This window comes from Nitrobacter sp. (assembly GCF_051535215.1).
In the GTDB taxonomy this organism is placed as follows: Bacteria; Pseudomonadota; Alphaproteobacteria; order Rhizobiales; family Xanthobacteraceae; genus Nitrobacter.
The window spans coordinates 45,370-61,529 of record NZ_JBPPLY010000002.1 but is presented as its reverse complement, the minus strand read 5'-3'; the positions used below and the strand labels follow the sequence as shown (position 1 = coordinate 61,529).

General features: G+C 62.7%; 19 protein-coding genes. 8 read left to right on the top strand and 11 right to left on the bottom strand.

What is annotated here, in order from left to right; all coding sequences use genetic code 11:
* The first annotated feature begins 41 nt into the window (after positions 1–41).
* The 4 genes from rfbA (at position 42) to ACS3WB_RS02955 (ending at position 3,998) form a co-directional block, all read left to right on the top strand.
* The gene (gene rfbA, locus ACS3WB_RS02970; protein WP_438274084.1) at positions 42–917 is read left to right on the top strand and encodes a glucose-1-phosphate thymidylyltransferase RfbA; all 876 of its coding nucleotides are present in this window, start codon (positions 42–44) and stop codon (positions 915–917) included.
* 25 nt (positions 918–942) lie between these two features.
* A complete protein-coding gene (gene rfbB / locus ACS3WB_RS02965; RefSeq protein ID WP_438274083.1) occupies positions 943–2,010 on the top strand; it encodes a dTDP-glucose 4,6-dehydratase in 1,068 nt (355 codons plus the stop codon).
* Positions 2,011–2,081: 71 nt separating this feature from the next.
* Positions 2,082–3,383 (top strand): UDP-glucose dehydrogenase family protein, encoded by a 1,302-nt coding sequence (locus ACS3WB_RS02960; protein WP_438274082.1) that lies wholly within the window; start codon positions 2,082–2,084, stop codon positions 3,381–3,383.
* 66 nt (positions 3,384–3,449) lie between these two features.
* The gene (locus tag ACS3WB_RS02955; RefSeq protein ID WP_438274355.1) at positions 3,450–3,998 is read left to right on the top strand and encodes a hypothetical protein; all 549 of its coding nucleotides are present in this window, start codon (positions 3,450–3,452) and stop codon (positions 3,996–3,998) included.
* Positions 3,999–4,189: 191 nt separating this feature from the next.
* Here the strand turns inward: ACS3WB_RS02955 and ACS3WB_RS02950 are convergent, their stop codons facing one another.
* The 5 genes from ACS3WB_RS02950 to lgt form a co-directional block, all read right to left on the bottom strand.
* A complete protein-coding gene (locus ACS3WB_RS02950) occupies positions 4,190–5,143 on the bottom strand; it encodes a ribose-phosphate pyrophosphokinase (RefSeq protein WP_438274081.1) in 954 nt (317 codons plus the stop codon).
* A 145-nt stretch (positions 5,144–5,288) separates the two neighbouring features.
* Positions 5,289–5,873 carry a hypothetical protein gene (locus tag ACS3WB_RS02945; RefSeq protein WP_438274080.1) on the bottom strand — a complete coding sequence of 195 codons (585 nt, stop codon included), beginning with the start codon at positions 5,871–5,873 and terminating at the stop codon, positions 5,289–5,291.
* A gap of 136 nt (positions 5,874–6,009) precedes the next feature.
* On the bottom strand, positions 6,010–6,780 hold the full coding sequence (pgeF, locus tag ACS3WB_RS02940; RefSeq protein WP_438274079.1) for a peptidoglycan editing factor PgeF: 771 nt from the start codon (positions 6,778–6,780) through the stop codon (positions 6,010–6,012).
* Positions 6,777–7,904, bottom strand: coding sequence for a class I SAM-dependent methyltransferase (locus ACS3WB_RS02935; protein ID WP_438274078.1), 1,128 nt, complete (start codon positions 7,902–7,904; stop codon positions 6,777–6,779). Before ACS3WB_RS02935 ends, pgeF begins: the two co-directional genes overlap by 4 nt.
* 25 nt (positions 7,905–7,929) lie before the next feature.
* A complete protein-coding gene (gene lgt, locus ACS3WB_RS02930; RefSeq protein WP_438274077.1) occupies positions 7,930–8,796 on the bottom strand; it encodes a prolipoprotein diacylglyceryl transferase in 867 nt (288 codons plus the stop codon).
* A gap of 313 nt (positions 8,797–9,109) precedes the next feature.
* On the opposite strand from lgt, the gene ACS3WB_RS02925 reads away from it, so the two are divergent.
* Entirely contained in the window at positions 9,110–9,367 is a 258-nt protein-coding gene (locus ACS3WB_RS02925; RefSeq protein ID WP_438274354.1) for an accessory factor UbiK family protein, read from the top strand.
* Between the two features lie 22 nt (positions 9,368–9,389).
* Here the strand turns inward: ACS3WB_RS02925 and ACS3WB_RS02920 are convergent, their stop codons facing one another.
* From ACS3WB_RS02920 to ACS3WB_RS02910, 3 genes are all read right to left on the bottom strand, one after another.
* Positions 9,390–9,542 carry a hypothetical protein gene (locus ACS3WB_RS02920; RefSeq protein WP_438274076.1) on the bottom strand — a complete coding sequence of 51 codons (153 nt, stop codon included), beginning with the start codon at positions 9,540–9,542 and terminating at the stop codon, positions 9,390–9,392.
* Positions 9,543–9,810: 268 nt separating this feature from the next.
* On the bottom strand, positions 9,811–10,293 hold the full coding sequence (locus tag ACS3WB_RS02915; RefSeq protein WP_438274075.1) for a MaoC family dehydratase: 483 nt from the start codon (positions 10,291–10,293) through the stop codon (positions 9,811–9,813).
* 4 nt (positions 10,294–10,297) lie between these two features.
* Positions 10,298–10,759, bottom strand: a complete 462-nt coding sequence (locus ACS3WB_RS02910) for a MaoC family dehydratase (RefSeq protein ID WP_438274074.1) — start codon at positions 10,757–10,759, stop codon at positions 10,298–10,300.
* A 92-nt stretch (positions 10,760–10,851) separates the two neighbouring features.
* Here ACS3WB_RS02910 and ACS3WB_RS02905 point away from each other — a divergent pair, with 92 nt between their 5' ends.
* Entirely contained in the window at positions 10,852–11,145 is a 294-nt protein-coding gene (locus ACS3WB_RS02905; RefSeq protein ID WP_438274073.1) for a DUF4282 domain-containing protein, read from the top strand.
* A 174-nt stretch (positions 11,146–11,319) separates the two neighbouring features.
* On the opposite strand, the gene ychF is transcribed toward ACS3WB_RS02905, so the two are convergent.
* The 3 genes from ychF to ACS3WB_RS02890 form a co-directional block, all read right to left on the bottom strand.
* A complete protein-coding gene (gene ychF, locus ACS3WB_RS02900) occupies positions 11,320–12,417 on the bottom strand; it encodes a redox-regulated ATPase YchF (RefSeq protein ID WP_438274072.1) in 1,098 nt (365 codons plus the stop codon).
* Positions 12,418–12,569: 152 nt separating this feature from the next.
* Complete coding sequence (gene pth, locus ACS3WB_RS02895; protein WP_438274071.1) at positions 12,570–13,184, bottom strand: aminoacyl-tRNA hydrolase; 615 nt, start codon at positions 13,182–13,184, stop codon at positions 12,570–12,572.
* 15 nt (positions 13,185–13,199) lie between these two features.
* Entirely contained in the window at positions 13,200–13,916 is a 717-nt protein-coding gene (locus ACS3WB_RS02890; protein WP_438274070.1) for a 50S ribosomal protein L25/general stress protein Ctc, read from the bottom strand.
* Between the two features lie 696 nt (positions 13,917–14,612).
* Between ACS3WB_RS02890 and ACS3WB_RS02885 the strand changes: the two genes are divergently transcribed.
* Both ACS3WB_RS02885 and proC read left to right on the top strand, forming a co-directional pair.
* Positions 14,613–15,113: a YbjN domain-containing protein gene (locus ACS3WB_RS02885; RefSeq protein WP_438274069.1), complete on the top strand. Its 501-nt coding sequence runs from the start codon at positions 14,613–14,615 to the stop codon at positions 15,111–15,113.
* Positions 15,114–15,278: 165 nt separating this feature from the next.
* Entirely contained in the window at positions 15,279–16,109 is an 831-nt protein-coding gene (gene proC, locus ACS3WB_RS02880) for a pyrroline-5-carboxylate reductase (protein WP_438274068.1), read from the top strand.
* Positions 16,110–16,160 lie beyond the last annotated feature (51 nt).

Here is a 16,160-nt window from a genome sequence, read left to right as displayed (position 1 = left end):
AACACTATATGTTATGTTATCGCCGATATATGTGAGGGGCCATGAAGGGGATTATTCTTGCCGGCGGGACGGGCTCGCGCCTTTACCCGGTGACGACGGTCGTCTCAAAGCAGCTCCTGCCCGTCTTCGACAAGCCAATGATCTACTATCCACTCTCGACGTTGATGCTGAGCGGCATCCGCGAGATTCTTATTATTTCGACGCCGCAAGACGAGCCGCTGTTTCACCGCCTGCTGGGCGACGGCAGCGAGATCGGCATGCGGTTTGCCTATGCCACGCAGGAAACACCGCGCGGCCTGGCGGATGCTTTTATCGTGGGCCGCGACTTTATCGGCTCGGACTCGGTCGCGCTAGTATTGGGTGATAACATTTTCTACGGCCACGGGCTGCCGGGCATGTTATCGACGGCGGCCTCCCGCAACAATGGGGCTACCGTGTTCGGCTATATTGTCAACGCTCCCGAACAATACGGGGTTGTCGAACTCGACGACACCGGACGCGCGCTCTCCATCGAGGAGAAGCCGAAGCGACCGAAATCCAACATAGCCGTCACCGGACTCTATTTTTACGATAACGACGTCGTCGAGATCGCGGCCCGCATCAAACCCTCCGCACGCGGCGAGATCGAGATCACAGACGTCAACAACGTCTATCTCGAGCGCGGAAACCTCTATGTCGAGGTGCTCGGGCGCGGTTTTGCCTGGCTCGACACCGGTACGCACTCCTCACTCGTCGAGGCCAGCCACTTCGTTCAGATTCTGGAGCAGCGCCAGGGTTTACGCATCGCCTGTCCCGAGGAGATCGCGCTGCGTCAGGGCTACATCTCGCTTCAGGCATTCGAGAAAGCCGCCGACAAGAACGCAAAGAGCAGCTACGGCGAATACCTGAAGTCCGTTGCCCTTTCATACGACTGTTGATTCCAGTTCACGGAGGCGATCGACGATGCGCTTCAAGGCTTCGACCATTTTCGTCACCGGCGGCGCGGGATTCATCGGGTCGGCTGTGGTTCGTCATCTTCTGCAAACGACCCACGCTCGCGTGGTCAACATCGACAAGTGCACCTATGCCGCGAACCTCGACTCCCTGCCCGGCGCCAACGAGAACCTGAACTACGCCTTCGAGAAGCAGTGCATTTGCGACGGCGCGGGCCTGCGCCATCTTTTCGAGAAATACCGCCCCGACGCGGTAATGAACCTTGCCGCGGAGAGCCATGTCGACCGCTCGATCGACGGCCCCGGCGAATTCATGCAGACCAACATCATCGGCACGTTCACGCTCCTGCAGGAAACGTTACGTTACTGGCGCTCGCTCTCGCCTGAAAAGCGCGAGAAATTCCGCTTTCTTCATGTCTCCACCGACGAGGTTTTCGGTTCGCTCGGCGATGAGGGCTTCTTCACGGAGGCTACGGCGTACGCGCCAAACTCGCCCTATTCGGCAAGCAAGGCCTCGTCCGACCACCTTGTCCGCGCCTGGCGTGAAACCTACGACTTGCCGACGCTCGTGACCAATTGCTCGAACAATTACGGGCCCTATCACTTTCCGGAAAAGCTGATCCCTCACATGATCATCAAGGGCCTCGCCGGCGAGCCGCTGCCTGTCTATGGCGACGGCAGGAATGTCCGCGACTGGCTCTATGTCGAGGATCACGCGAAGGCGCTGGCGCTGGTGCTCGAGCATGGCGCCGTAGGCGAAACCTACAACGTCGGCGGGCGTAACGAGCGCACCAACCTGTACGTGGTCGAAAGCATCTGCGACCTGCTTGATGAGATGGCGCCGGAGGTTACGCGCAGGCACGGCGACCTGATCACCTTCGTCGCCGATCGCCCTGGCCATGATCGCCGCTATGCCATCGACGCATCAAAGCTCGAGCGTGAACTCGGCTGGCGGGCAGAAGAGAATTTCGAAAGCGGCATCGAAAAGACGGTCCGCTGGTATGTCAACGAGCAACCGTGGTGGCGGGCGATCCTGGCGCGAGGCTATGCAGCAAAACGCGTCGGGCTCAGCGGATAACGCGATCACGGCTCGTCAGGGAACAGCATGACTTTTCTATCTTGCGACCGGGAACCTGGGTCCGTACCGCCATGCGTATTGTGATGATCGGGGCCGGCTATGTCGGCCTGGTGTCCGGGGCCTGCTTCGCCGATTTCGGTCACGACGTCACTTGCGTCGACAAGGACGCCGACAGGATCGCGGCGCTGAACCAGTGCAGGATTCCGATCTTCGAGCCCGACCTCGACAAGCTGATCGAGTCCGGCATCAATTCGGGTCGGCTGATGTTCGGGACCAACCTCTCCAGCATCGGCGATGCGGACGCCGTATTCATAGCGGTCGGCACGCCGTCCCGGCGCGGCGACGGACATGCAGATCTGAGCTATGTGCGTGCCGCAGCGCGCGAAGTGGCCGCACGCCTGGAAGGCTTCACCGTAGTCGTCACCAAATCGACCGTTCCGGTCGGGACCGGCGACGAGGTGGAGCGCATCATCCGGGAAACCAATCCGGCGGTCGACTTCGCAGTCGTCGCGAACCCCGAATTTCTGCGCGAGGGCGCAGCGATCCGCGACTTCCAACATCCAGACCGCATCGTGGTCGGCACCGAAGATGAGCGGGCCAGGAAAGTGATGGGCCAGATCTACCGCCCCCTTTATCTCAATCAGGCGCCCATACTTTACACCAGCCGTCGCACCGCCGAACTGATCAAATATGCCGCCAATGCCTTCCTCGCGACCAAGATCACCTTCATCAATGAAATCGCCGACCTTGCGGAACGGGTCGGCGCCAATGTGCAGGACGTCGCGCGGGGCATCGGACTCGACAATCGCATCGGCGCCAAATTCCTGCATGCCGGCCCCGGCTATGGCGGCTCCTGTTTTCCGAAGGACACCCGTGCGCTGTCGAAGACCGCGCTCGATTACGGCGTGCAGCTTCGCGTCGTCGAGGCGACGCTGACTGTCAACGAGACACGCAAGCGCACGATGTCGCGAAAGGTCGCGGGCGCGCTCGATAATGACATTCGCGGCAAGACCATCGCCGTGCTGGGCCTGACCTTCAAGCCCGATACCGACGACATGCGTGAAGCTCCGTCGATTGCGCTGATTGCCGGCCTGCTTGATTTCGGGGCCAAGGTCAGAGCTCACGATCCCGTCGGCATGGAGCAGGCGAAGAAGGAACTTTCCGGAATCGAATATTGCGACGATCCCTATTCCTGCGCCCGTGGCGCCGATGCGCTTGTGATCGTGACGGAATGGCGGCAGTTTCGCGCGCTTGACCTTGAGAGGATCAAGACAGACATGGCGACGCCGGTGATCGTGGATTTGCGTAATATCTATCGGCCTGAGGACGTGCGATCGGCCGGCTTCAAGTATGAGAGCATCGGACGACAATAGCTCGAGCGGCAAGCGCTGGTCATCTGCATGACCGCAGTCGAAAGGAAGCGATCATTGTTGCCGAGGATGTCAGCAGAGGAAGCGGCTTTGTTCCTGTCGTTCGTCAGAAACAGCCGCAGCTATGTCGAATTCGGAGCCGGCGGAAGCACCGTCGTCGCGTCGAAGCATGTCGAGAGCTCGATACTTTCCGTCGACTCGTCGCGCGACTGGCTCGATCGGGTCAGAACCGCGTGCGCTTCGAGTCGAACCCGGCCCGAGCTGGTATTTATCGACATCGGTCCGACCGGAGAATGGGGCTTTCCGACCGATCCCTCCATGAAATCGCGCTGGCCGGACTACCACTCTGCGATCTGGAAAATGCCGCATAGCACGACGGCCGATCTCTATTTCGTCGACGGCCGCTTCAGGGTCGCATGCTTCGCGCAGATCGTGCTGCATTGCAGTCCGACTGCGATCATCGGCATGCACGACTTCTCCTCACGCCCCAATTACCATTGCGTGAGGGAGATCGCTCGCGAGATTGCGACAGCAGGAGACATGTCGTTCTTCCGCCCGCTCCCGGAAAAGGAAATTGCCGAAGCCATGCTGCAGTCATTCCGCGAGGAGCCATCCTAGAGAATTTTTGCTTCTGTTGGTATCAGCAGCGAAGCTCTGCGGTTTCGCGTCGACGCACTTCTTCACGTGGTATCCCTCCCCGGGTCGAGCCCGAAGACATGCTTCGCCCGAAACGCTATGGTGCGGCGAGCCACGACGCGCACTTCGGAGATAGACCCGCCGCGTCTCTGCCGCTTTCACGAGGACAAGACTCAGTCGAACAGGCTCGACACTGACTGTTCGGCGGCGGTGCGGTTGATCGCTTCGCCGATCAATCCGGCGATCGACAGCAGGCGGATGTTGGCGGTCTTGTTGACGGCATCGGTCGGCTGGATCGAGTCGGTAATGACCAGCTCTTTCAATTTCGAGCCGGCGATGCGTGCCGCGGCGCCGCCGGACAGCACACCGTGAGTGATGTAGGCATAGACGTCCTTCGCGCCCTTGGCGATCAGCGCGTCGGCGGCATTGACCAGCGTGCCGCCGGAATCGACGATGTCGTCGATCAGGATGCAGGTCGAACCGGCGACGTCACCGATCACGTTCATGACCTCGGATTCGCCGGCGCGCTCGCGGCGTTTGTCGATGATCGCCAGCGGAGCGTTGATGCGTTTGGCAAGGCCGCGCGCGCGCACCACGCCGCCGACGTCCGGCGACACCACCATCAGGTTGCCGAGGTCGAACCGCTCCTTGATATCGCGGACCATCACCGGTGAGGCGTAGAGATTGTCGGTCGGGATATCGAAGAAGCCCTGAATCTGTCCCGCATGCAGATCGAGCGTCAGCACGCGATCGGTTCCGGCGCGCGTGATCAGGTTCGCCACCAGCTTGGCCGAGATCGGCGAGCGCGAACCGACCTTGCGGTCCTGCCGCGCGTAGCCGAAGTAGGGAATGACCGCCGTGATCCGTCGTGCCGATGCGCGGCGCAGCGCGTCGGTGATGATCAGAAGCTCCATCAGGTGATCGTTGGTCGGATACGACGTCGACTGGATCACGTAGACGTCCGAGCCGCGCACGTTTTCGAGAACTTCCACGAAGATCTCGTTATCGGCGAAGCGCCGCACGCTGGCTTTGGTGAGTTCAAGCCCCAGCCATTTGGCGATTTCCCGCGCCAGCGCCGGGTTGGCATTGCCTGCAACCAGCTTGACGGCGCCGTTTTTGGCGGACATCGACGCTTCTCCCCGCGATGTGGTGGGTACAACGTTCAACATCCCGACTCCAGAGACCCTCTGCGACCCCGACGGAGGCGGTGTATCAAGGAGTAGCCAACCCTGGCAATACGGGGATCGCGGATTCCGGCGTAAAATGATGGCCTTATTGCGCGGCGAACCCAAGCGCTCCCGCCTGTCCGCCGTCCGTCCCCGCCGAATCCTCGGCGCTGGCAATCGCCGGCTCTTGAGGCTGCGATGGAGCCGGCTCAGCGACGGGCGGCGGAGCGGCGCCATTCGCCATGCTGCTCAATCCGCTCAGCCCGGCCTGCGCGATCTTGCGCAGGGTGAGGTCATCGGCGGCAGCCCACGCGTCGCGCCCGGCCTTGCCACCAGGTTCCTCGCCGCTCAGGCGTAGCGCGCGGTTCTGATTGCGATCGTAAACATCGAAGACCCAGGCGATGGTGGTGCGGCCGCGGCTGACCTCGGCCGCGAGATAGCTCCGCACGCGATAGGCTGCAGTTGCCTCGCGCGACACGACGGAGAGATTGCGAAGCTGGGATTCCGAATTGAGGATGTTGACGAGGCGGTCGAACACCTGCGGCGGCGGACCGTCGACGGAATCGAAAGCAACGGTCGCGCCGCTGCCGGCCTGTGCGAAGGATTCGCTACCGTTGCCGCCAGCCGCGCATCCTGCCAGCGCGCAAAGCGCCGCCAGAAGCGCAACGGCGCGGAAGCTCTTGAAAGGCATTCGCTGACGTCCCCGTTTCGTCGAGCGATATCGTTAAAACGCGTTAACGTCTAGGGCAGAGCGTCCGGGCAGCGCAAAGAATCCGCTTGCCAGCAACGACGTTCTGATTTCGTTCGGCTGCGCCCGGTTCGCTCAATCATTCGGCTTCGAGCACGATGGCATGGACGTGGCGGCCGAAATCCGGCTCCCTGCGATGCACCGAGCGGCGATAGCTGAAGAATCGCTCGTCCGAATAGGTATCGATGCCGGTATCGTCGATCGTCTCGACGCCGGCGTGCTCCAGCCGCATCCGGATGAAACCACCGAGATCGAACATCGCATGGCCGTCGCGCTCCGACGGAATGAAGAACGCGGTATACGCCCGATCCGTCTCCATAAATCGCGCGACGAATTCAGCGCCGACTTCATAGCTCCGTTGCCGGATCAGGGGACCGATGGCGACGGAGATGTCGGAGCGTCGGCTGCCCAGCGTCTCCATCGCATCGACGGTCTTTTCCAGAACACCGGTGAGCGCCCCCTTCCAGCCGGCATGTGCGGCGCCGATGACACGGGCTCGCGGATCGGCGAACAGGACCGGACCGCAGTCGGCCGCGGTGACCCCGATCGCAAGTCCCGGCGTTCTCGTGACGATGGCATCGGCGCGCGGACGCGACGCCGCGTCCCAGGGGTCATCGGCGATCACGGCGTCGGGCGAGTGGACCTGGTAAAGAGAGAGAAAATTCGCCGGCGCGACGCCCATGGCTTCCGCCATGCGCCGCCGGTTCTCGGCGACATGTGCCGGATCATCCTGCGAGCCGATGCCGGCATTCAGACTCGCGTAGATGCCTTGGGAGACGCCACCCTCGCGGGTGAAAAAGGCGTGTCGCAAGCCGGAAACGGCGGAGAGCGGCGAGGATGCGAGGGTCATGGCGCCCTGATCCCGCCGCGGCGCTCCTGATCGCTCAACCCCGCCAGTTCGGTGAGACGGGAATCGGAAATGCCGATCGCCTTGAACATCGATCCCATGCCGCCGCGGCCGCCTTCGGTCAGGCGTTTCAGCGCGGTTGCGACATTCTCCGATACTTCAGGGCTGGACTTCGCCATCAGGCTGACGGCGCGGGCTTCGATGCCGAGCCGTTGCAGGAATGCTCCTTGCGTCACCGGTCCGTGCACACGGGCGCCGACATCCTCGGCGGCGCAGGCAAGTGCCTGGAAATCGACATGGGCGGTGATGTCGGCCTGACCGGGATATTTCAGCGGGTCGACGAAGCTGTGTCCTGCGATGGCCTGAAAGGTATCGCCGGCGTCGCTGCGCACATGGCCATAGTCGATGATCAGCGCGGCGCCCCCCTGATCGCGGAGGCGGGTTGCGATGGACATGATCTCGGCATCCGGCCGCCATTCGAAAATAGCCCCGACCGGCGCCGCGCGCACCAGCGGCGGCAGCAGCGCGTCAAACCGCGGCGTCGGCGCGGCCGCGGCGTCGAACACGAGTTGGCCGCTGCCGTCGACGTCGACCACGCGCTCGTGCCAGCCGTCGCCATGCCTGACCATCTGATGGACAGGAAGCACGTCGAAATACTCATTGGCGAGAATGATCGCCGGTCCCTTGGGGACTTCATCCAGACTCGCGTGCCACTCGACATCCCGCGCGCCGGACAGCGTCGCCTTCTGCTTCTCCCGCAGTACCGGATTGATCTCGACCAGATGGACACGGAGTGCGTCGTACATCGGCGGCAGCACGCGCAGCGCGCGCAGCGCATCCGCCATCAGGGTACCGCGGCCGGGCCCGAGTTCGATCAGCCGCAGCATGGCCGGCGAGCCCATCGAGCGCCACACCGACGCGGCCCACAATCCGATCAGTTCCCCGAACATCTGGCTGACCTCGGGCGAGGTGATGAAGTCGCCCTCGCGTCCGAGCGGGTCGCGCGAAATGTAGTAGCCGTGTTCGGGATGGGTCAGGCAGATCTGCATATAGCGCCAGACCGGCAGCGGGCCGGATGTCTTGATCAGCTTCTTGATCTCGGCCAGCAGCGGAGAAATTTCAGTCACGATCAGCCTTGAAAACAGCTTGGGATCAGCCTTGGGAAGGGTCGGGGTTTGAAATCGTTTGAGTGCCTGACGCTCGCGGACCACGCGACCAGGCGGCGTACATAACGGCAAGCCCCGCAATCATCATCGGAATCGACAGTAGCATTCCCATGGTCAGTCCGCCCCAGAGAAATCCGAGTTGCGGATCGGGCTCGCGGAAGAATTCGCCGGTAATGCGCGCCATCGCATAGAGCGTGATGAAACTGCCGAGAACCAGTCCCGGCCGCTTCAGCGCGCCGGCCCGGATCATCAGCGCGAGGATCGTGAACAGCACGATACCTTCAAGCGTGGCCTCGTAGAGCTGGCTCGGATGCCGCGGCAGCGGGCCACCATTCGGAAACACCATCGCCCAGGGCAGATTTGGGTCGGCCGGGCGGCCCCACAATTCGCTGTTGATAAAGTTGGCGATGCGGCCGAGAAACAGGCCGATCGGCCCGACCGCGGTGGCGACGTCGCCAAGCGAGAGCATCGGCAGGCCGTGCTTGCGGCAAAACAGGATCACCGCAACGACGCAGCCCATGAAGCCGCCGTGGAACGACATGCCGCCCTTCCAGATCTCGAAGATCTCGGCCGGATGGCGGATGAAAAAATCCAGGTTGTAGAACAGCACATAGCCGGTGCGGCCACCGACAATGATGCCGATCGTCACCCACAGGATGAAGTCGTCGAGTTGCAGCACGGAGACTGGCGCAGGCCCGCCCCAGAGCTTTTCACTCTTGAGCAGCGCCCGCGCATAGAGCCAGCCGAGCGTGATGCCGCCGATATAGGCCAGCGCATACCAGCGGATCGCGATCGGGCCAAGCGAGATAGCGACAGGATCGAAGACGGGATAGGTGATGAGGAGAAACGGCATGGTACTTCTAGCCTCTCCCAGCCCGTGGGGAGAGGCCGGGCCGCCTGGACAATGTGTGGGATGGCGGGGCGCGGTCCCGGTGAAGCACGGGCGCGGACCGGCCCTCCAGGGCGGAACTCTCGATCTGCTGGTCGATCATCGGCAATTCATCTTGAGGTCGGACTTCGCATCGCGGGCGTTTACGATTGCAAGGAAATCCGGCACTGACAAGGCTTTGCGGCATGGCGGACCATCAAGCGGGCTTGAACTGCCGGGGCCGGATTGCCATTCTCTGAGTCGACGCGTGGCGATGCCGCCGACCGGAGACAGTGAGATGACCCAGACCAGCAACCGGTTTTTCGACGAGATTGGAAAACTGATGAACGACGCGGCCGGCGCGGCGCAAGGGTTCAAGCGCGAGGTCGATGCGGTGGTCCGCAATCAGGCGGAGAAGATCATGCGCGACCTCGATCTCGTCAAGCGCGAGGAATTCGAAGCCGTCAAGGAGATGGCGCGGCTCGCGCGCGAGGACAACGAGGCGCTGAAGACGCGCATTGCGGCGCTCGAGGCGCGTCTTGGTGGCGGCGGCTAAGCCGCTCACCTTTCCGCCCGGCTCAGCGAACCGCTATACGCGCCGGCGTGCCGTTCTCAAGTGAGTACACGCCGTCGGCATAACCTTTGACCACCGTCCAGGTCGCCAGCGTCACAGCCAGCGTCACGGTCGCAAAGATAATGCCCACGATCTTTAATCCGGTGCGATCCGCCATCGCCGCCTCCCCCTGCCCCCAGAGCGTTTTCGAGCGAAGCTCGTCCTCAAGGCTTGACCCGAGGATGGATACCGTTCGCGTGAAGAAAACGCGTCAAATCAATATCATGGAGCCCCACTCCTGATTTCACCGAAAGCGGAGGACCCCACGCTGCTCGACAAGAGCGGCTGAGGGTTCACAACTCCTTAACGGGATGCCGGTTTTTCGAATAAATTACAGCGCCCGGCTGCAAGGCCGGTCGTGCGGCGTCCCCAACTGCCCGCGAGCATCAATCCTGCGGATGCCGGCGCGGCACGAAAACCGACGCTAGAAAGGAAAACACCAGTTCGCCACGCTGGTTGGTTCCGGTGTTGCGCATTTGCAGGACGCCCCATTCCGGCCGCGAGCGGGAGGCTCGCAGCGACTGGACTTCGCTGGCGTAGCTGACGGTGTCCCCCGCCAGTACCGGCTTGATCCAGCGCAGGTCGCGAAACCCGGGCGACGGTCCCCACATCGCCGGCTGCTCGCCGCGCGCCGCGGCAGCCGCCGCCTCGCGCCGACCGTCCGCCACCGCCAGCTTCATCCAGACCGAAGCGATATGCCAGCCCGAGGCCGCCAGACCGCCGAACAGCGATTTGCGGCCCTCCTCCTCGTCGAGATGGAACGGCTGCGGATCGAATTGCGCCGCGAACGCCTTGATGAGTTCGGCGGTGAAGGTAAACGAGCCGAGATCGCGACGCTGCCCGACTTCCATGTCTTCGAGATAGCGCATCGGATCAGCTTCCCGCCGCCGGCGCCGCACGCCGCCTGATGATGATCGGCGACACCGCCTCGAGCAGCACCTGCCCGGACGCATTGCGCACGCGCATTGCGAAGGTCACGATCCCCGTCTCCGGGCGGCTGCGCGACACCCGCGCCGCGGCAACGTCGACGTCCAGCATCAGATCGTCGCCCGGGCGCAGCGGCGCCAGCCACCGGACTTCATCGACGCCGGGAGAGCCAAGGGAGGCGGTCCGTCCGATATAGCCATCGAACATCATCCGCATCATGAGCGAACACAAATGCCAGCCGGACCCTGACAGACCGCGCAGCATGGAGCGCCTGGCCGCTTCCTCATCGAGGTGCATGGGCTGGGGATCGAACTCCGACGCAAAGGCGATGATTTCGTCACGGCTGACATGCCGCGGTCCGAACGTACCGAAACGCCCGACGGGAAAATCCTCAAATGTCAGGGTCATGTCGATGCCTGCTGAAACAACGCCCGATTGTGGCCCTTATTTGCAGCAATCTCAACCCGCCGGCGGCGGCATGACGCGAGGGGGAGCGGCAGATGTTTGAATTCCGGGACCTGTTTCAGTGGGATCGCTTCATCACGCCCACGATCATCAAGATCTTCTATTGGCTGGTCATCGTGCTGATCGTCCTGTCAGGATTGTCCGGGATTTTCTCGGGCCTGGCCACGATGGCCGTCAGCCCGTTCGGCGGCTTCATCTCAATTCTTCTGAGCATCGCCGGCGCCCTGACCGGTATCGTGTTTTCACGCATTGCCGCTGAATGCATCCTGATCGTGTTTCGCATCAACGAGCATCTCGGCGCAATCCGCGAAAAGGGTACGATGCGATAGAAACAATTGCGATAGAGACAATCTCGACGCCACGTCCGGACGCCGCGTAAACGGCGATCACAGATGTGCGATTGTACATCGGGACTCCAGAATTGAGGGGGCCCACTTATCCGGATTCCGGGCTCGCGCTTTAAGCGCGCCCCGGAATGACTAAGATAAGTTTGAAACGGATTTTCAGGTATTGAACCGGAAATGCATGACGTCGCCGTCGGCGACGACATACTCCTTGCCTTCGAGCCGCAGCTTGCCCGCATCGCGCGCGCCGGCTTCGCCGCCTAGCGCCACATAGTCGGCGTAAGCGATGGTCTCGGCGCGGATGAAACCCTTCTCGAAGTCGGTGTGAATGACGCCGGCTGCGCCGGGCGCCTTGGTGCCTCTGGTGATAGTCCAGGCGCGGGCTTCCTTCGGCCCGACGGTAAAATAGGTGATGAGGTGAAGCAGGTCGTAGCCGGCGCGGATCAACCGGTCGAGACCCGCCTCCTCCAGCCCCAGAGTCTCGAGGAAATCAGCACGCTCCTCGCGCGACAGCGTCGCGATCTCGGATTCGATCTTGGCTGAAATCACAACCGCGACCGCGCCTTCCTTCTTGGCATGCTCGAATACCGCCTGCGAGAATGCGTTGCCGCCCGCCGCCGAACCTTCCTCGACGTTGCAGACGTAAAGCACCGGCTTTGATGTCAGAAGCCCGAGCATGCGGAAATTGCGCTCTTCCTCGGGCTTTCGCTCCATGCCGCGGGTCGGCTGGCCGTCGCGCAGCAGTTTGAGCGCGCGCTCGACCAGATCGAGCTGTTCCTTGGCTTCCTTGTCGTTGCCCTTGGCCTTTTTCGAAAGACTGTCGACCCGTTTCTCGAGGCTTTCGAGATCGGCCAGCATCAGTTCGGTCTCGATGGTCTCGATGTCGGCGAGCGGCGCGATCTTGCCTTCGACATGCGTGATGTCGGAGTCCTCAAAACAACGCACCACATGCGCGACCGCGTCAACCTCGCGGATGTTGGCGAGAAATTGGTTGCCGAGTCCTTCGCCCTTGGAGGCGCCACGCACCAGACCCGCGATGTCGACGAATGTCAGTTGCGTCGGAATGATCTGCGCCGATTTGGCGATCGCCGCGAGCTTGTCGAGGCGCGGATCCGGCACCGCCACGGCGCCGACGTTGGGCTCGATGGTGCAGAACGGATAGTTCGCCGCCTGCGCCGCCGCGGTTTCCGTCAGCGCATTGAACAGGGTCGACTTGCCAACATTGGGCAACCCGACGATACCGCATTTAAAACCCATGATTCATTCCGATGATTGGCGCAAACCGCGCAACAGAGTTGGTGCGTCATACGAGGGCTAAAGCGCGAAGCGCGTCTTCGCGCAAGGGCCCGCGTATCCATCTTCTTCAAAAGATGAAACAGCCGGATCAAGTCCGGCGATGACGGCGTCGTTTATTTGCCGCCGCCATCTTCCTTGTCGCCCTTCTCGGCGAATCCCTTCGCCTGCATCGCAAGATGCACCTTGTTCTGGAACGCCGAATCCCGGCTTGCGACGAGAAGCGCTGCGTTTTCCGCCACGACATCCACCAGCGCCTCGACCCATGGCCGCTCGCTTTTGGCGAAGTCGTTCAGCACATGCGCATGCACAAGATCCTTGATGCCGGGATGGCCGACGCCGAGCCGGACACGGCGATAGTCGTTGCCGACATGCGCCGAAATCGACCGCAAGCCGTTGTGCCCGGCGATGCCGCCACCGACCTTGACGCGGACTTTCGCGGGAGGGAGTTCGATCTCGTCGTGAAACACCACGACGTCACTCTCCGTCAGCTTGAAGAATTGCGCTGCGTCCCGAGCCGCATGGCCGGAGTTGTTCATGAAGGTAGTGGGCTTGAGCAGAATGACGCGCTCGCCATCGAGCGTGCCCTCGGAGGTCTCGCCCTGAAAACGGCGGCGCCATGGTGAGAAACCATGACGCCGCGCGATCTCGTCCACGACCATGAACCCGATATTGTGCCGGTTGCCCTGATACTTCGTGCCGGGATTGCCCAGTCCGACGAACAGGCGCATGGCGCAAGTGGTCGCTTACTTCTTCTTGTCGCCACCGCCTGCGGGCGCCTTCGCGCCTGCCGCGGCCGCGCCGGCAGCAGCCCCGCCCGCCGCGGGAGTCGCACCGGCGGCGGGAGCCGCCGCGCCGCCCGCAGCAGCAGCGGCCGCCGCCTTCAGTTCTTCCGCGTAACCGGATGGCGGCACGATGGTCACCAGCGTGACGTCCTCTCGCGCCAGCGGCTTCACACCGGCCGGCAGCGTGATGTCGGACAGATGAAGCGAGTGGCTGATCTCCAGCCCGCCGACGTCGGCTTCGATGAACTGCGGAATGTTGTCGGCCGCGCATTCGACATCGATGGCGTGGGTCACGAGGTTGACGGTGCCGCCGCGCTTCACGCCGGGTGCGACGTCCGCCTTGAGCAGGCGAAGCGGAATGCTGACGCGAATAGTGGCGCCTTCGCCGAGCCGCATGAAGTCGACATGGATCGGAGTGTCCTTGACCGGATCGAGATGGAAGTCGCGCGGAATCACGCGATGCTTCTTGCCCTCCAGGCTGACGTCGAAGATCGTGGTGAGGAAACGGCCGGCCAGAATGCGCTGGCGCAGTTCCGCCTCCTCGACCGAGATCGGCTGCGGGGGCTGGTTGTTTCCATAGATCACACCGGGCACTCGGCCGGCGCGACGCTCTGCCCGGGCGGCCCCCTTGCCGCTCTTCGGACGCGCGGTCGCCTTCAATTCCCTGACGGTCGCCATCGTTTTAGTCCTTGTTTTTCAAAAAGTTAAAGGCCGCAATCGCGGCCCGTTGCGCGTCACCGGCAAGCCTCCAGGGGTGCGGGGGCCGTGAGACGTGGCGGCGTTCTAGCCGCAAACGCCCGAAATAACAAGGAAACGACAGGGGTTTTCCGGCTCTCCGGCTGTTGGCAAGAGACCCGCTCAGACGCCGGAACATCGAACCGCAACGAGAAAACTCTGCGCGACGTTCCTATTCTCGACCTCGACGTCAATCAACGCGACACGATCGCTCGGTCCGTCCAGAACAATAACGCCGACGTGCATGGGTACGCGGCTGTCGACCGTTCGCAACGCGCGTTCGAAAACGTCCGCCCTCCAATCCTGATTCAATCAGGTCCGATGACGCGAGACTCGCGGCAAGCGAGTCATGGCCGCAGGACTCGCGCGACGCGAATCCGATTCCGTTTTGTTCACGACCGCGAGTCGCAACGCCATTTGATCAGTTGTGGACGACGCGCGCTTTGCCTGTGGACGGACTCGAGGCGGCGTTGCGCGGATTCCGCAAATCACATCACTTGATCCGCGCAGGACATCATTCCTCATCCGGTCCACGCTCTTGATGGATCGTCTGAAAGATCGAAGTCCCGCGACGTGCCAGCACCGCGGCCGTCCTATGCGTGCGTATCAACACAGACAAACAGCAAGGATCGGGACGGCATGTCGCTGCTCGAAGGCGTTATCGATTCCAGAAACAATCCGCTGGCGGCGGTCGAGGACATCGCCGCCACCAACGACTGGGCGTTCGAGCGCTCCGGCGAGGATGAGATCACCATCGTTTCGAAAGGCAACTGGACCGACTATCAGATCACCTTCACCTGGATGGGCGAGATCGAGGCGCTGCATCTCGCCTGCGCCTTCGACATGAAGATCCCGGCGGCGCGCCGCAACGAGGCCCAGCGCGTCATCGCCGCAATCAATGAGCAATTGTGGATCGGCCATTTCGATATCTGGACCCAGACCGGCACGGTCATGTACCGCCACGCGCTTGTCCTGCCCGAAGGAATGACGGCATCGAACGCACAATGCGCGGAGATGCTCGCCGGCGCGATCCACGCCTGCGAGCGCTACTATCCGGCGCTGCAGTTCGTGATCTGGGCCGGCAAGACCGCGGCCGAAGCGATGACCGCCGCGATGTTCGACACCGAGGGCGAGGCTTAGCCTTCTCCCGCGACGCCACCGACGAGACACCTTCTCCCACCCGCAGCCGGGCTTGGTGCGAAGCGCGCCTCACGGGCAAAGACGTGGATGGCCGGAACAAGTCCGGCCATGACGCGGATATCGGTGATAGTATGTCGGCTATTCACTGGTGCCGGAAATATTGTCATGGCTGAATCGCAAACTTCCCTCGCAAACATCTCGGGCACCGTGGTTCTCGCCGGCGCGGGCAAGATGGGCGGTGCGCTGCTGAGCGGATGGCTTGGGCAGGGGCTGGATCCGAAGCGCGTCGCTGTGGTCGATCCCCATCTTTCCGACGAGATCCGCGCGCTCGCCGCCCGCGGCGTCCGGCTGAACGCCGAGACAACGACAGCCGACGACGTCGCCGCGCTGGTGCTGGCGGTCAAACCGCAAACGTTTGGCGAGGCTGGCCCGGCATTGCGGCCGCTGATCAAACGCTCGACCCTGGTGGTGTCGATCATGGCAGGCACGACGATCGCCGCGCTTGACGCAGCCTGCGGCGGCAACATCGTGCGCGCGATGCCTAACACCCCCGCCGCGATAGGCCGGGGCATCACGGTCGCTGTCGCCGCGAAGGGCGTGAACGAGCAGCAGCGCACCACCGCCGATGCGCTGCTGCACGCCACAGGCGCGGTGGAATGGATCGACGACGAGGCGCTGATGGATGCCGTCACTGCGGTCTCGGGATCGGGACCGGCCTATGTCTTTTTGCTCGCGGAGGAACTGGCGCGCGCCGGCGTCGCTGCTGGTCTGCCTGCCGATCTCGCCGCAAGGCTGGCGCGCGAGACCGTCGCCGGTTCAGGCGAACTGCTGCACCGGTCCGATCTCGACGTGGCGACGCTGCGCCAGAACGTCACCTCGCCCGGCGGCACGACAGCAGCCGCGCTCGGTGTGCTGATGGACGAGAACGGTTTGAGAGCGCTGATGACGCGCGCGGTCGCCGCTGCGACAGAGCGATCGAAGGAACTGGCGAGGTAATTTCTGCGTCGCATGTCGCCGGAACGCTCGTGCGGCTTAAAGAATTGTCGC

Bases quoted from the DNA above. Each gene is read 5' to 3' on its own strand.
- ACS3WB_RS02960 (WP_438274082.1), top strand. From the start codon at position 2,082: ATGCGTATTGTGATGATCGGGGCCGGCTATGTCGGCCTGGTGTCCGGG.
- ACS3WB_RS02955 (WP_438274355.1), top strand. From the start codon at position 3,450: ATGTCAGCAGAGGAAGCGGCTTTGTTCCTGTCGTTCGTCAGAAACAGC.
- ACS3WB_RS02905 (WP_438274073.1), top strand. From the start codon at position 10,852: ATGTTTGAATTCCGGGACCTGTTTCAGTGGGATCGCTTCATCACGCCC.
- proC (WP_438274068.1), top strand. From the start codon at position 15,279: ATGGCTGAATCGCAAACTTCCCTCGCAAACATCTCGGGCACCGTGGTT.
- ACS3WB_RS02915 (WP_438274075.1), bottom strand. From the start codon at position 10,293: ATGCGCTATCTCGAAGACATGGAAGTCGGGCAGCGTCGCGATCTCGGC.
- ACS3WB_RS02945 (WP_438274080.1), bottom strand. From the start codon at position 5,873: ATGCCTTTCAAGAGCTTCCGCGCCGTTGCGCTTCTGGCGGCGCTTTGC.
- ACS3WB_RS02910 (WP_438274074.1), bottom strand. From the start codon at position 10,759: ATGACCCTGACATTTGAGGATTTTCCCGTCGGGCGTTTCGGTACGTTC.
- pth (WP_438274071.1), bottom strand. From the start codon at position 13,184: ATGCGCCTGTTCGTCGGACTGGGCAATCCCGGCACGAAGTATCAGGGC.
- ACS3WB_RS02885 (WP_438274069.1), top strand. From the start codon at position 14,613: ATGTCGCTGCTCGAAGGCGTTATCGATTCCAGAAACAATCCGCTGGCG.
- ACS3WB_RS02920 (WP_438274076.1), bottom strand. From the start codon at position 9,542: ATGGCGGATCGCACCGGATTAAAGATCGTGGGCATTATCTTTGCGACC.
- ACS3WB_RS02890 (WP_438274070.1), bottom strand. From the start codon at position 13,916: ATGGCGACCGTCAGGGAATTGAAGGCGACCGCGCGTCCGAAGAGCGGC.
- ychF (WP_438274072.1), bottom strand. From the start codon at position 12,417: ATGGGTTTTAAATGCGGTATCGTCGGGTTGCCCAATGTTGGCAAGTCG.
- rfbB (WP_438274083.1), top strand. From the start codon at position 943: ATGCGCTTCAAGGCTTCGACCATTTTCGTCACCGGCGGCGCGGGATTC.
- rfbA (WP_438274084.1), top strand. From the start codon at position 42: ATGAAGGGGATTATTCTTGCCGGCGGGACGGGCTCGCGCCTTTACCCG.
- ACS3WB_RS02925 (WP_438274354.1), top strand. From the start codon at position 9,110: ATGACCCAGACCAGCAACCGGTTTTTCGACGAGATTGGAAAACTGATG.
- ACS3WB_RS02950 (WP_438274081.1), bottom strand. From the start codon at position 5,143: ATGTCCGCCAAAAACGGCGCCGTCAAGCTGGTTGCAGGCAATGCCAAC.
- lgt (WP_438274077.1), bottom strand. From the start codon at position 8,796: ATGCCGTTTCTCCTCATCACCTATCCCGTCTTCGATCCTGTCGCTATC.
- pgeF (WP_438274079.1), bottom strand. From the start codon at position 6,780: ATGACCCTCGCATCCTCGCCGCTCTCCGCCGTTTCCGGCTTGCGACAC.